General features: G+C 58.3%; 6 protein-coding genes. 2 read left to right on the top strand and 4 right to left on the bottom strand.

Annotated elements, in window-relative coordinates; all coding sequences use genetic code 11:
• Positions 1–150: 150 nt before the first annotated feature.
• Both ISN74_RS18080 and ISN74_RS18075 read left to right on the top strand, forming a co-directional pair.
• On the top strand, positions 151–3,390 hold the full coding sequence (locus ISN74_RS18080; RefSeq protein WP_188800555.1) for an efflux RND transporter permease subunit: 3,240 nt from the start codon (positions 151–153) through the stop codon (positions 3,388–3,390).
• 250 nt (positions 3,391–3,640) lie between these two features.
• Entirely contained in the window at positions 3,641–6,784 is a 3,144-nt protein-coding gene (locus ISN74_RS18075; RefSeq protein ID WP_188800554.1) for an efflux RND transporter permease subunit, read from the top strand.
• A 51-nt stretch (positions 6,785–6,835) separates the two neighbouring features.
• Here ISN74_RS18075 and ISN74_RS18070 read toward each other — a convergent pair whose 3' ends face one another.
• From ISN74_RS18070 to ISN74_RS18055, 4 genes are all read right to left on the bottom strand, one after another.
• Positions 6,836–7,825 carry an ATP-grasp domain-containing protein gene (locus tag ISN74_RS18070; RefSeq protein ID WP_188800550.1) on the bottom strand — a complete coding sequence of 330 codons (990 nt, stop codon included), beginning with the start codon at positions 7,823–7,825 and terminating at the stop codon, positions 6,836–6,838.
• A gap of 289 nt (positions 7,826–8,114) precedes the next feature.
• Positions 8,115–8,294: a hypothetical protein gene (locus ISN74_RS18065; RefSeq protein ID WP_188800548.1), complete on the bottom strand. Its 180-nt coding sequence runs from the start codon at positions 8,292–8,294 to the stop codon at positions 8,115–8,117.
• 600 nt (positions 8,295–8,894) lie between these two features.
• Positions 8,895–12,083: a TonB-dependent receptor plug domain-containing protein gene (locus tag ISN74_RS18060; protein ID WP_188800546.1), complete on the bottom strand. Its 3,189-nt coding sequence runs from the start codon at positions 12,081–12,083 to the stop codon at positions 8,895–8,897.
• Between the two features lie 361 nt (positions 12,084–12,444).
• Positions 12,445–15,579, bottom strand: coding sequence for a TonB-dependent receptor plug domain-containing protein (locus ISN74_RS18055; RefSeq protein ID WP_188800544.1), 3,135 nt, complete (start codon positions 15,577–15,579; stop codon positions 12,445–12,447).
• Positions 15,580–15,901 lie beyond the last annotated feature (322 nt).

Here is a 15,901-nt window from a genome sequence, read left to right as displayed (position 1 = left end):
GTGAGGGGACAACCTCGCGTGATGCATCTTTTAGTCAAAAGCAAAGGGCAGTGCTTTGTGGGAAGTCGTGTGACTCAAGGCAAGCCCAACCCCTCACCCCAACCCTCTCCCCGGAGGGGAGAGGGAGCTGACATTTAGACGGTATTCCTCATGGGATTCTCCTCACTCTTCATCCGCCGCCCCATCGCCACCGCGTTGTTGATGGTGGCCGTGATGCTGCTCGGCGTGCTCGGCTATCGCGAACTGCCCGTGTCGGCGCTACCGGAAATCGAAGCGCCCAGCCTGGTGGTGACCACGCAATATCCTGGTGCCAGCGCCTCGACCATGGCGTCGCTGGTGACCACGCCGCTGGAGCGCAACCTGGGCCAGATTTCCGGCCTCGACATGATGACCTCGGATTCGTCCGCGGGCCTGTCCACCATCGTGCTGCAGTTCAACATGGACCGCGATATCGATATCGCGGCGCAGGACGTGCAGGCGGCGATCAATCAGGCGCGTGGCACGCTGCCGACCACGCTGCCGTATCCGCCGGTATACAACCGCGTGAATCCGGCCGACGCGCCGATCATGACCTTGATGCTCACCTCCGACAGCCGCCAGCTGCGTGACGTGAACGATCTGGCCGACTCGATCCTCGCGCAGAAACTCTCGCAGGTGCAGGGCGTGGGTCTGGTGTCGATCGCCGGCAATGTGCGTCCGGCGGTGCGTATCCAGGCGAACCCCGCGCAGCTGGCCAATCTCGGCCTGACTATGGAAGACGTGCGCAACGCGTTGACCGAGGCCAACGTCAACGCGCCCAAGGGCACGCTCAACGGCGCGACGCAGTCGTACACCATCTCCACCAACGACCAGCTCGCGACGGCGGCCGAATACAAAGACACCATCATTTCCTACAACAGCACTACCAATGCGCCGGTGCGTCTGTCCGACGTGGCGAAGGTGGTCGATGGCGTCGAGAACGATCAGCTTGCGGCGTGGGCCAACGGCAAGCCGGCGGTGCTGCTGGATATCCGACGCCAGCCCGGCGCTAACATCGTGCAGACCGTGGCGCAGATCCGCCAGATCCTGCCGCAGCTGCGCAGTGTGCTGCCGGCTGACGTGCACCTGGATGTCTTCGCTGACCGCACCGTCACCATCCGCGCTTCGGTCGAGGATGTGCAATTCACACTGTTGCTGACCATCGCGTTGGTGGTCGCAGTGATCTTCGTGTTCCTGCGCCGCCTATGGGCCACGATCATTCCATCGGTTGCCGTGCCGCTGTCGCTGCTCGGTACCTTCGGTGTGATGTCGTTCGCTGGCATGTCGCTGGACAATCTCTCACTGATGGCGCTCACCGTCGCCACCGGCTTTGTGGTGGACGATGCGATCGTGATGATCGAAAACATCGTGCGTTACATCGAACAAGGCATGGACGGCAAAGAAGCGGCGGAAATCGGCGCGAAGGAAATCGGCTTCACGGTGCTGTCGTTGACGGTGTCGCTGATTGCGGTATTCCTGCCGCTGCTATTGATGCCGGGCGTCACCGGCCGCCTGTTCCATGAATTCGCCTGGGTGCTGGCCACCGCGGTTGTCATCTCGATGCTGGTGTCGTTGACGCTCACGCCGATGATGTGCGCGTACTTGCTGCGACCCGATGCCTTGCCGGAAGGCGATGATGCGCATGAGCGCCACGCCGCGGCAGGCAAGCGCACCGTGTGGGCGCGAACGGTGAGTGTTTATGAAAGCTCGCTGGACTGGGTGCTCAATCATCAGCGGTTGATGATCTTTGTCGCGCTCACTGCGGTGGTCGTTACCTTCTTCCTGTACATCGTGATTCCCAAGGGCTTGTTGCCCGAGCAGGACACCGGCTTGATCACCGGCGTGGTGCAGGCCGACCAGAACGTTGCTTTCCCGCAGATGGAGCAGCGTACCAAGGCCGTTGCCGATGCGCTGCAGAAGGATCCCAACGTCGCCGGCATTGCAGCCTTTATCGGCGCCGGCTCGATCAACCCTACGCTCAACCAGGGGCAGCTCAGTATCGTGCTGAAGGACCGCAGCAAGCGCGGCAGCCTGGAAGAAGTGGTGGCGAGCCTGCAGAATGCGGCGGCGAACATTCCCGGCGTGGCGCTGTACCTCAAGCCGGTACAGGACGTGACGCTGGATACGCGCGTGGCCGCCACCGAGTACCAGTACTCGATGTCCGATGTGAATTCCGATGAGCTGTCCAAGTACGCCGCGCAGATGACGCAGGCGTTGCGCGAGCGGCCGGAACTGGCGGACGTGGACAACAACCTTGCCGACCAGGGCAACGCGCTCAAACTCACCATCGATCGCGACAAGGCCAGCACGCTCGGTGTGCCGGTGCAGACCATCGATGACACCTTGTACGACTCGTTCGGCCAGCGCCAGATCTCCACCATCTTTACCCAGCTCAACCAGTATCGCGTGGTGCTGGAGGTGGAGCCGCAATTCCGTTCCAGCACGTCGCTGCTCAACCAGATCACGGTCAAGAGCAACGGCAGTGGCGCGTTGACCGGCAGCAACGCCACCACCTTCGGCCAGGCGACATCGAGCAATTCGTCGACGACGACGGGCATTGGCGTGGCGAATACCGGCATCATTCTCGGCACCGGTGGCACGATTCCGCTGGCGTCGCTCGTGAATGCCGAAACGACCACCGCGCCGCTGGTGATCAGTCACCAGCAGCAGCTGCCGGCGATCACCATCTCGTTCAACCTTGCGCAGGGTTATTCGTTGTCGCAGGCGGTCGATGCCATTCACGACGTGGAGAAACAGCTCAACCTCCCACCACAGGTGCGCGGGCAGTTCATCGGCAAGGCGGCGGAATTCTCGTCCTCGCTGAGCAACGAGGCGCTGCTGCTGCTTGCGTCGGTGATCGTGATCTACATCGTGCTGGGCGTGCTGTATGAAAGCTACATCCATCCGATCACGATCATTTCCACCTTGCCGCCTGCGGGCGTGGGTGCTTTGCTGGCGCTGATCCTGTGCAACATGAGCCTGTCGGTGGATGGCATCGTGGGTATCGTGTTGTTGATCGGTATCGTGAAGAAGAACGCGATCATGATGATCGACTTTGCAATCGAGGCGCAGCGTACCGGCATGAAGCCGCGCGAGGCGATTCGCCGCGCGTGTCTGCTGCGTTTCCGCCCGATCATGATGACCACCGCCGCCGCCATGCTCGGCGCGCTGCCGCTGGCGCTGGGCACCGGTATCGGTGCGGAGCTGCGACGTCCGCTGGGTGTGTCGATCGTGGGCGGTCTGCTGCTTTCGCAGTTGGTGACGCTGTACACCACCCCGGTGATTTACCTGTATATGGAACGGTTCTCGGATTGGTTGCGAGAGCGTAGGGAAAGGCGTGCGCTGCGGCACGCGCAGCGTGGCACGGCTTAAGATGACGTGCTTTGTGCGTTTGCCAGCTGTTATGCGACTGCATAGCATGCGTCAAGGTAAAAGCTGCCCGCCTCGAAGCCGTCATGCCCGCGAACGCGGGCATCCATCTTCGCCTTTTGCTCCAAAGCCAGGTGGATGCCCGCGTTCGCGGGCATGATGGCTCTGAGGCAAGGCGAATTTCATGGCTCTCTGCCCAAGAGAAGATGGGTAAAAGCTTCAACCAATCCGCCCTTCGCACGTTGATTCAAGTATGAACATCTCCGGTCCCTTTATCCGCCGCCCTATCGGTACGTCCCTGCTGGCGATGGGTGTCTTCGTGATCGGCGTGATCTGCTATTCGCTGCTTGGTGTATCGGCGCTGCCGGACATGCAATTCCCGGTGATCTTCGTCACGGCCAGCCAGGCCGGTGCCAGCGCCGACAACATGGCCTCCACCGTGGCAGCGCCACTGGAACGGCATCTGGGCCAGGTGGCTGGCATCGACACCATGCGTTCGTCCAGCTCGCTTGGCAGTACGCAGATCCTTCTGATGTTCGATAGCGGGCGCAACATCGACGCTGCTGCTCGCGACGTGCAGGCGGCGATCAATGCGGCTCAGTCGGACCTGCCTAGCGGCCTGAACAGTCCGCCCAGTTACGAGAAGGCCAATCCCAACGATGATCCGATCATCGCGTTTGCGCTGACGTCGGATACGCAGTCGGCACGCGATCTTTATGACGTGGCCGATTCGTTGCTGGCGCAACGGCTGCGCCAGCTTACGGGTGTGTCGGAGGTGGATATTCTCGGTGCCGCCACGCCAGCGGTGCGTGTGGACGTCAACCTGCGCGCGCTCAATGCGATGGGAATTTCGCCGGACCAGCTGCGCAATGCGCTCACTGCCGCGAACGTGTTCGAACCGCAGGGCTTCCTGTCCGATGGCAAGACCACCATGGCAGTGCAGGCCAACGATGCGCTGCATACGGCGGCCGACTTCGCCAACCTGGTGATCTCCACCAATGGCAAGGGCGTGCCGGTACGCCTGAAGGACATCGCCAACGTCTACGACGGTCAGCAAGATGCGTATCAGGCGGCCTGGTTCCAGGGCAAGCCGGCGATCCTGATGTATGTCTACAAACAGTCGAACGCCAACATCATCGGCACGGTCGACCGTGTGAAGGCGGAAGTGCCGTTGTTGCGTAGCTTCCTGCAGCCGGGTACGACGCTGACACCATACTTCGACGATACGCCGACCATTCGCGCCTCGCTGCATGAAGTGCAGGCGACCCTGCTGATCAGCCTCGCGATGGTCGTGCTGGTGATGGCGCTGTTCCTGCGCCGGTTGGCGCCGACTCTGATTGCGGCGGTCGCCGTGCCGCTGTCGCTGGCTGGCGCCGCGGTGATCATGTACGCGTGCGGCTTTACCCTGAACAACCTCACGCTGCTGGCGCTGGTGATTGCCATTGGCTTCGTGGTGGACGATGCGATCGTGGTGATCGAAAACATCATCCGTCATATCGACCAAGGCATGACGCGCATGGATGCCGCGTTGACGGGTGCGCGCGAGATCGGTTTCACCATCGTGTCGATTACCGCATCGCTGGTGGCCGTGTTTATCCCATTGCTGTTCATGGGTGGCATCACCGGGATGTTCTTCAAGGAATTCACCTTGACACTGGTGGGAGCCATCGTGGTTTCCGCACTGGTTTCGTTGACGCTGACATCCTCGTTGTGCGGGCATTTCCTCGATGGCCACAAAGAGCCGGAGAAACCTTCAAAACTGGGTCACGCACTGGAGCGCTTCCACGAAGGCATGCTCAAGGTGTACGAGGCGTCGCTGGATTTCTCGCTGCGTCACGCACTGCTGTTTTCACTGACGCCGTTGATGCTGATTGGACTGACTGTGCTGATCGCGGTGTCTGGACAGATCAAGACCAGTTTGTTCCCCACCCAGGACACTGGCCTGTTGCGCGGCCGCGCTACCTCCGGCGCCACGGTATCGTTCCAGGATTCGGCCAATCGACAGCAGCGGCTGATCAACATGCTGCTGCGTGATCGCGATGTTGCCGTGGTCGGCTCGCGATTGGGCAGCACGCGCCAGGGTGCTGCGGGTACCTTTGATATCCAGCTGAAAACACATGAACAGGGACGCAAGGACGACACCTTCGCAGCGCTGGCTCGCTTGAGTGCCAAGGCTGCGAAATATCCCGATCTCAATGTGCGCCTGCGTGCGATTCAGGACCTGCCCAGCTTCGGTGGCGGCGGTACGAATCAGGGTGCGCAGTACCAGGTTTCGCTGCAAGGCAACGACACCGCGGAATTGCAGGAATGGTTGCCCAAGCTGGTCGATGAGTTACGCAAGAATCCCAAGCTGCGTGATGTTGGCAGTGACCTTGATGATGCGGGCTTGCAGCAGAACATCGTGATCGACCGCGACAAGGCCGCACGATTGCAGGTGAACATCGGCAATATCGATTCCGTGATCTACGACGCCTTCGGCCAGCGGCAGGTCAGTACGATCTATTCCGACCTCAATCAGTACAAGGTCGTCGTCAATGCGCTGCCTGGCCAGACCGCGACACCACGCGCCATCGATGATGTACTGGTGCCTGCGACTAACGGCACGATGGTGCGTCTGTCAGCGTTTGCGCATCAGGTGCCGGGCCTGGCACCGACCCAGGTGTCGCACATGAATCAGTACACCACGATGGATCTCAGCTTCAATCTGGCGCCTGGCGTGAGCATGGGCGAGGCGCTGCAGGTCGTGCAGGCCACCGCGAACAATATGCGCATGCCGGGCGATATCAAACTGGATATCGGTGGTGACTTCCGCCGCTTCCAGCAATCGCAAAGCGGCATGTTGTGGCTGGTGTTCGGTGCGATCGTGGTGGTCTACATCGTGCTCGGCATTCTGTACGAAAGCCTGATTCATCCCGTCACCATTCTTTCGACGCTGCCGGCGGCTGGCGTGGGGGCGCTGCTGGCGTTGTGGTTTACCAATACCGAGTTGTCGGTGATTGCGCAGATCGCGCTGGTGTTGTTGATCGGTATCGTGAAAAAGAACGCAATCATGATGATCGACTTCGCTCTGGTCGCCCAGCGCGAGCACGGCAAGACACCGCTGGAAGCAGCAAGGGAAGCCAGCCTGGTGCGCTTCCGCCCGATCATGATGACGACAATGGTGGCGATCCTGGCTGCCGTGCCCATTGCCGTGGGCCTGGGCGAAGGTTCCGATCTGCGTCGTCCGCTCGGTATCGCATTGATTGGTGGCCTGCTGATTTCGCAAAGCCTCACCTTGCTCAGCACGCCGGCGCTGTATGTGATCTTCTCTTGCCTCAGCGAACGCTGGGCGGCGTGGCGTGCCCGCATGAGCGAGCGCAGGGCTGCACGCCGGCGAGTACTGGCGCGCGAATCCTGATGACGGCAACAGTGACAGCGACAGCCGGCGCAAAATGGCCCTGATGGCGCGTTACGCTTCCACGCTGTAGAGGCTTTCGGTCTGTACCTGTTCCTTTATGAGGATTTCATTGCGCTTGAAATCGTCGGAACTCAGATAGTCCTTGAATCGAACGGGCAGGCTGTCTTCAATCCGGTAATCACGGCGACCGGCTATTAACATGGCCGTCATGGCCTGCAGCAGGGGAAGGTCCGTCAGTCGCTGCTCCACGAAAAGGAATTGCCCCGCCTGGTTCACCTCCAGAAAGAAGGCGTTACCGTCGTGATCCACGACCAGGTCGATACATCCAAAGGTCAGGTCTAGCCGTTGCATGAGTGCTTTAAGCTTTTGCTTCAGCTCATGTGGAAGGTCGAAGGGCTCCACCTGTAACGTTTCTTCCAGCGAATAGGCGCGCCAATCCAGAAAGGCGCCACCGGCAGCTTTGCCGAGCTTGACGGCGAAATAATGATCTCCGATCACTGTCACGCGCACGTCGAAGGCTTTGTCCACATAGCGCTGAAAAATGCCAGGGCTCATCGCTACGGCGTCATCGGGCAGCACCGAAGCGTCGTCGAGCATGACAACGCCGACGGCAACCAATTCACGTTTAGCGGTGTTGTGCCAGGTGTGTGGATAAAAAGACTTGAACACCACGCGGCCGCACTTTTTGATGAAGCGGCGCACGTCATCGGCATGATTCGTCACCACGGTCTCCGGAACCCGCAGGGACACGTTGTGTGCCTCCTGCAGTTGAAGCAGCTTGCTCTCGGCTTGCCACGCCGCCAGGGGAGCGTTGACCCATAGGGCTTGCGTGACAGTGGGCGATAAATCGAACAGATTCTTCTGGTAAAGACGCCATTCGCGCTCAAGAAACGTCCTGTCCGCATCCTGGCAAGGACTGGGGTCGGGCCGCTGCGGGCGTCGATGCCAAGCCGATCGCCAATTGCCGGATGGCGGGCGTTCCATCTGGATGCCGCGCTCGTCGATCCAGATGGAAGGCGCCGCTTTTCCTTCCGGGCGCATGGACGGCCACCAGTCGGCATCGACGCGATTGCGTTGGAGCGCCCAGTGGACGGCGGCAGCGTGCGGGTCGGTGGAGGGAGCAAGGATCAGAATCGGAGAGGACGTCATTTTCGTCACGATGGCATTCCAGTTCGTAACCGCTGTTTACACGCGTGGCCGTTTTATTTTTACTTTATTTGAATAAGCCCTCAGCAGCTGATTGCCTTTATTTAGGAATCAGCCTGATGCTTGAGTTTGATTCCCTCTCCCATCGAGGAGAGGGAATGGTTTGCGAGCTTATGGAGAACGCTCAGCCCAGAGCATCCGGATCACCATCGGGGTGATAGCTGGTCAAGCCGGAATACGCAGTCATGTAGATTTTCTTGCTGTCGTTATCGTCCTCCATCGGGAAGGTTTCACCCCACAAACGGGCGAGAGGACGCACAGCGTCTTGCGTTGTTTCCGGTTGCTGAAAGGTTTGTTCATTCATGGTTTTACTCCTTCACAGTGACTATATGTGGAAGTCTTTTCTTGATTTGAAAAGACATCAGGTCTTCCGATATCAGCTCAGCTGGATATCTGGATCTGTAGGAGACGCATTGGTAAATCATGAGCGAATCGGAGGCATCAGCGAGGATGCATCGTCATCTAACGATGCGTGGCAATACATGTCAAGCGATTATGCTTTTATTTTTGTGAGGTCACTCACATCGCCTTTGAAATGAAATGGTTTTTCAGTAAAGGCGATTATGTAGTTTAGAAATTCGAACTTTCTTGGCCGGTCGCGAGGCTTCTTGCGGATCAAGATGAAATAAGCCGATTAAATCGGTTTCGCGCCGTCGATCATTGGAAAATTGCACTAGGGCATTTTTCGTTCGATGCTTACGCCACGCTTTCTTTTTACATCACGAGCGGATCGAAAAACAATGTCATGACGTGAAGATTAAATCAAAATATCCAATTTCTATTCAGATGTTTGGCAAAGTGATTGAAGGTTGGTCGGTATTTTCGTTATTCATTAAATGTCCTTTTGCAAAAAAAGAACCCCGGCATGGCCGGGGTTCTCTTAACGACTCAGTCAGGGCAGACCTTAGAACAACTGCTGACTGTATTTCAGGTAGATCACGCGGCCGATGTCGTATTCCGGGTTGTAGGCGTACGACGAATAGCCGTCTGTGCCAGTCGGGCCCAGCGGACCGACCACGTTTTCCGCACCGACGTAGGTGAGCGGAGCCTTGCGGTTGAAGACGTCCGTCGCACCCAGCGAGATCTGTCCCTTCCACGGTGCCTTCCAGCTGACCTGCAGGTCGTTGAAGGCCAGGCCACCCTGACGGTACTCGCCGGTACCCAGGTTGTTGTTCTGCACGATGCCATCGGGGTCAGGACAGGGGTAATACTCCTGCATGGCCGCATCGTCGGTACGGCAGGACTCGCGTAGCGAGGAGTAGTAGCGGACTGTCCAGGTGGCGCTGAAGTTGTTCCAGCTCCAGTTGAGGTTGGTGGTGTCGCGGAAGCGCCAGACCGGGCCGAGCGTCGGATCGTACGTGCCCACGTCGTAGGAGACGACCTGGGCACCAGGGCCGGAGGTCGCTTCCTCATGCAACGAATTGATGTACGTGGCGTTGGTATCGATCTTGAACTTGCCCACCGGAGTTTCCGGGAAGTTATAGGTCATGCCCAGGTCGGTGCCGCGCTGATCCACAAAACCTTCGTTGGTCACCGCCTGCAACAGGTCGAAAACCTGGCCATTGGTGGCATTGCGCTGGAACTGGTCGCACTGGTTGAGTTCACCCAGCACGTAGCAGTTGTTGAGGATGCTTTCGGCCGACGGCAGCGTGATGACGTTGTCGATGCGGATGCGGTAGTAATCCACATTCACATTGAAGCCGGTGAACCAGCTCGGGCTGTACACGAAGCCGAAGGTATAGCTCGTGGATGTTTCCGGCTTCAGGGCCGGGTTGGCACCGGTAAGGAACGGCGTTGTGCTTGTCGAACCACCGTTGGATTGGATCGGTGTGCCGGAGGTGGTCAGCTGGGTGAAGCCCGGGCCCACACCTTTCAGATTGCCGATGCCGCTCAGGCAGCGCTGCTCGACGAGTGCATTGGTAGCAGCCGCGCCGAAGTTCGTGTCACACGGATCGAGGTAGGTGGTGAAGCTCTGCATCGTGCCGCCGTACAGGTTGGAAATCGAACCTGCACGGAAGCCGGTGCCGTAGCTGGCGCGAACCAGCAAATCGTCGACCGGTTTCCACGAAATCTTGTACGAGTTGTTGTTGGTGGTGCCGAAGTTGGTGTAGTGCGACAAGCGGTGCGAGATGTCGATGTCAAACAACTGCGCGCCCGGCAGGTCCTTCAACAGCGGCAAGTTGATTTCGGCATAGGCTTCGTTGATGCCATACGAGCCTTCGCCCGGACCCTGCTGCAGGTTGGTGTTCAGACCTTGCTGCGTATAGATATCAGGCGTCACGCCACCAGAGACGTCGCGATGATCGGCGCCCACGGCGAAGGTCGCATCGCCCGAGCCCAACGCGTTGGGCAGCGTGAACATGTCGCCGCTCAAGTTGCCCTGCACCTGGCGCTCTTCGCTCCAGGAATGCGTAAAGTAGTTGTAGTTGAGATAGTTGCTCTCAGCAGGGGTGAGGCCACCCGAGCCTGAGAACACATTGAGGGGTACGCAACCGGCAATCACATTACCCGGTGTGCCGCATTGCACCTGACCGTTGGAGCCCATGAAGGACGGCCCCAGGGCGTAGTACAGATGCACCAGGTTCAAGTTGCCGCCACCGCCCATGTCCTGGATGTACTTGTAATCGCTATAGCCGGCATCCCAGTCGAACTCGTTTTCGCCGAGCGAGAACTCGCCCTGCAGGCCGGTGCGGAAACCGTACTGCTTGATGTTGTTGACCGTAACGCGGTTGGGATCTGCCAGCGGCAGTGAAAAATTCAGGCTGTTGCCGGGCAGCGGGTTGTAATAGCTGTTGGGCGACACCGTCGGGAACCAGGCGGAACCGAGGCTGCCAGCAGGCAGGCCCAGGGCAGCGGCCAGGTTTGTGCCATTGGCGGGAGTGTTCGAGCTGAGCGGGTAACCACCAATGTAGCTGGTCGCATTATTGGTGTTGTAGGTGCCCGTGAACACCGCCGTGATGTTATCGGTGACCTTGTAATCACCCTTCAGGAAATACGAACGCAGGCGGTTGTCCGGCATCAGCGTTTCTTCACTGGCCTGATTGCCGTAATCGTTGGCGAAGCTGGCACCCGGATAGGGCGATGGGTATTGAATGCCGGCCGCATCGGGATGGAAGTCGGCGATGTTGTTGCCGTTGCCGCCCATGTTCACGATCATCGGCAGCGGTCCGCCAGTGATCGGCGAAATGACTTGCCCCGGAATGACCGTTGCCGCGCCGGTGGCTGCATTGGTGCCGCTGATGATCTGGCCGTAATCCGATCCCGCCTGGCTTTGCGGATACTGCGGTACAGAGGAAGGACTGGCGAAACCGTACTTGCTGTACCAGACCTGGTTGGACATGATCTGGTTGATGTTCTGCGCGGTGATGTTGAAGGTGAACGAACCACGCGAGAACTTCTTGCCGCCGGTCAGACTGAACTGGCTTTGCTTGCCGTAGTTACCCGGCGAATACGTGCTGTTGTACGTATCGACGTAGAGACCATCTACATTCTTGGTGTGGATGTTGATCACGCCCGCGATCGCGTCGGAACCGTAAATCGACGAAGCGCCGTCCTGCAGAATTTCCACGCTGTCGATCAGCGAGCTGGGCAGCGTGCTGAGGTCGGTCTGACCGAAGATGTCAGTAGTGTAGCGTTGACCATCCACCAGGATCAGTGTGCGCGGCGCGCCCAGGCCGCGAAGACTGGCGTACTGACCGACGATATCGCCCAGCGCGCTCTGGTTACTGGTGCCGGTAGAACCGACGGAAGGTACGTTCGCCAGAATGGAGCCGACGCTGACGAAGCCTTGCTGTTGCAGCGCTTCGTGCGAGAGTTCGGTGACAGGCTGTGCCGTTTCCACATCCACACTGCGAATCAACGAACCGGTAACCGTGACGCCTTGCAAGGTTACGGTTTTATTGTTCGCGGGTGGCTGTGTGCCGTTTTGCGGGGTGGCCGATTGCGACTGCGTGGTCGATTGCGAAGTCGCTGCGGGGGATGTTTGTTGGTTTGGGCTGGCAGTCTGTGCTGCGGCTACGGTCGCTAACCCATAGCTTCCCAATAACAACGCCATGCGTATCGCATGAGCGATCTTGTGCTGCTGAATTTTCAAAGTCGTACTCCCCAGAGTAGCGTGGTGAGGTTTACACGTGCCGATCCTTGATTTTTTTTATTGCTCCCCGGGCTTGCGTCGTGTGGGAGATCGCAGTCCGTAACGCAAGTCATACACGAAAATCACACAATAAATCGAGTAGCAAGGATTTGCGCCTGAACACGGCGAAATCCAGCATCAAAATCAATAATTTATAATCGTAAGTCTGACGTAAGTAAGTTAAATGTTATGCGCTGCATGTGTTGAAGACGTGAATGGCACAAAAAAAGCGCAGCTGTTCGCTGCGCTTAAGACATCTTCTTTGATGTTGTCGAGTGTCGGCCCGGTGCTGAAAACACCCTGCCTGATTTCGTGTGTCGTATCAGAACAACTTCTGGTCGTACTTCAGATAAATCACGCGACCGATGTCGTAGATGGGGTTGTATGGGAACTGCGTAAAACCGTCCGTACCAGTGGGCCCCAAGGGGCCGACCACGGCTTCCGCACCGGTGTAGCTGAGCGGCGCACGACGATTGAAGACATCGGTGGCGCCCAATGAGATGCGTCCTTTCCACGGTGCCTGCCAACTGACCTGCAGATCGTTGAAGGCCAGCCCGCCCTGACGATAGAGACCTGCTTGCTGACCCTGCACGTTGCCGTTGGGGTCGGTACATGGGAAATACTCGGCGAGGTTCGTGTTATCCGGTTCGCAGGATTCCTGCAGCGAGGAGAAGTAACGGACAGTCCATGTCGCCGAGAAGTCGCGATATGACCAATTGATGTTGGTGGTATCGCGGAAGCGCCATACCGGGCCGAGAATCGGATCGTACGTGCCCACGTTGTAGGACACCACGGGGCCGTTCGCCTGCGTCTGCTCATACAGCGAATCGATGTAGGTGGCGCTGGTATCGACTTTGAATTTGCCGACCGGTGTATCCGGGAACAGATAGCTCAGGGTCAGGTCGGTGCCGCGTTCATCGATAAAACCTTCGTTGACCACGGCCTGCAACAAGTTGATGACCTGTCCATTGGACGAGCGCTCGAACTGATCGCACTGCTGAGTTTCACCGAGGATATAGCAGTTGTTGAGGATGCTATCGGCAGAAGGCAGCGTGATCACGTCGTCGACACGGATGCGGTAATAGTCGAGCGTGACGTTGAGGCCGCTCAACCAGCTCGGGCTATAGACGATACCGGCGGTGTAGCTCTTGGAAGTCTCAGGTTTCAGGTTGGGATTGGCGCCGGTCAAGTAAGGCGTGGCGCTTATGGAGTTGGAAGCGGTGACCGGTACACCCGTTGCGTTGAGCTGTCGGAAGCCCGCGCCGACGCCCGCGATGTTGGCGATACCGTTCAAGCAGCGCTGCGCGACCACCGGGTTGCCGGTGTAGCCGTACACGACGTCGCAAGGATCGGTGTAGTTGGTGAAGCTTTGGATCGTGCCGCCGTACAGGTTGGAAATCGACCCGGCACGGAAGCCGGTGCCGTAGCTCGCGCGGACCAACAGATCATCGATCGGTTTCCACGATAATTTGTACGAGTTGTTGTTGGTGGTGCCGAAGTTGGTGTAGTGCGACAGTCGGTGCGATACGTCGAAGTCCAGCAGCTGTGCACCGGCCATGTCCTTCAGCAGCGGCACGTTCAACTCGGCATACGCTTCGTTGATGCCGTACGAACCTTCGCCAGAACCTTGCTGCAGATTGGTGTTGAGGCCCAGCTGCGTGTTGATATCGGGTGTGACGCCGCCGGACATATCACGGTGGTCGGCGCCAAGCGCGAAGGTGACATCGCCTTCGCCCAAGGACTGCGGCAGCGTGAACACGTCACCGCTGATGTTCGCTTCGAGCTGGCGTTCCTGACTCCACGAATGTGTGAACGTGTCAGCGTTGAGGTAATTGGCTTCGGCCGGTGTTAGACCTCCTGTGCTCAAGAACGGATTGAGCGGTACGCAACCGCCGATCACGTGGCCCGGAGTGCCGCACACGACCTGTCCGGCCGAGTCCATGAAGGACGGTCCTTCAGCGTTGTAGAGATTGACCAGGTTGACGAAGCCCGAACTGGCAATGTCCTCGATGTAGCGATAGTCAGCGTAGCTCACGTTCCAGTCGTACTCGTTCTCACCGAGCGAGAAGTCGCCTTGCAAACCGGCACGGAAACCGTACTGCTTGACGTTGATGCTCTGAACACGATTGGGGTAGTTAAACGGCACGCTGTAACTGAGAGTGTTGCCCGGCAGCGGGTTGTAATAGCTGTCCGGCGACAGAGTGGGGTTCCAGACTCGGCCGAGACTGCCGGCGGGCAAGCCCAGCGCCGTGGCCATATTGATGCCATCGCCTGTCGTCGACGGGCTTATGCCGTTGCCGCCCAGGGCCTCGGCGGCGTTGTTGGTGTTGTACGTACCGGTGAAGAACGCCTTGATGTGATCGGTCAGTTCGTAATCACCCTTCAGGAAGTACGAACGCAGTCGATTGCTTGGTTGCAGCGTTTCATAGGGTGCGGAATTGGTGTAGTCGTTGCTGAAATATGGACTCGGATATTGAATACCGAACGTACCGGGATGGTAGTTGGCGATGTTCAACCCGTTCTGGCCCGCGTTGAGCGTGAGCGGGAACGAAAGACTGGACGCCGGGCCCGTCGCCGCAGTGATGGTGCCGTAATCGGACGCGCTCACGCTCTGCGGATATTGCGGAAAGCTGAAATAGCCGTGGTGGCTGTACCAGACCTGGTTCGACATGATCTGGTTGATGTTCTGCGCCGTGATGTTGAAGGTGATCGAACCGCGCTTGAACTTCTTGCCGCCGGTCAGGCTGAATTGCGCCTGCTTGCCATAGTTACCCGGTGAATACGTGCTGTTGTAGGTATCCAGATACAGGCCATCGACCGTCTTGGTGTGGATGTTGATCACGCCGGCGATCGCATCGGAACCGTAAATGGACGATGCACCGTCCTGCAGAATTTCCACGCTGTCGATCAGCGAACTGGGAATGGTGCTCAAGTCGGTTTGGCCGAAGATATCCGTGGTGTAGCGTTCGCCGTCAACGAGAATCAACGTACGCGTCGCGCCGAGGCCGCGCAGACTGGCGTACTGGCCAACGATATCGCCGAGTGAACTCTGCGTGCTCGTACCAGATGATCCGACCGATGGCACGTTCTGCAGAATCGAGCCGACGCTGACGAAGCCCTGCTGCTGGAGTGCTTCATGCGAAAGTTCGGTAACGGGCTGTGCCGTTTCCACGTCCACACTGCGAATCAGCGAGCCGGTGACGGTAACGCCTTGCAAGGTAACCGTCTTGTTGCTGGAGGGTGGTTGCTGCGGCGTTCCGTTCTGCGCTGGGGTCGATGGCGATGGTGCAGTCGTTTGCGCTGCCGTTGTTGGTGCCGCCGTCGTTTGTGGTGTCGTGGTGGATGTCTGCTGGCTTGGTGCTGCCGTTTGTGCTGCTGCGAGTGTTGCCAGCCCATAGCTGCCCAGCACCAACGCCGTGCGTATGGCGAGGGTGATCTTCTGATGCTCGATGTTCACGGTACTACTCCTCAGAAGTGATATGTGTAGGAACATTCGGCGGACTGACTCCATGCCTTTTGTTCATATCTCCGAGGTTGCGCTGATGTGGATGAGGGGCGCATCCGTAACAGAATTCATACACCGATTACACAAAAAATCGAGTGGTAAGGACTTGCGCCAGAATTCAGGAAAAACACCCTTATAAATGAGTTATTTGTAAATACTTGCTGTATGAAAAAAATCTTGCGTGTGTGATGGGTAGGAGCTCCTGGCACAAAAAAGGGCGCGGTTTGGCCGCGCCCTTTGAGATAACCGACTCTTTTGAAAAGTGTCTCCGCTA

The sequence above is a fragment of the Dyella caseinilytica genome (assembly GCF_016865235.1).
In the GTDB taxonomy this organism is placed as follows: domain Bacteria; phylum Pseudomonadota; class Gammaproteobacteria; order Xanthomonadales; family Rhodanobacteraceae; genus Dyella_B; species Dyella_B caseinilytica.
The sequence above is the reverse complement of the archived record's forward strand: the minus strand, read 5'-3'. Positions and strand labels throughout refer to the sequence as shown.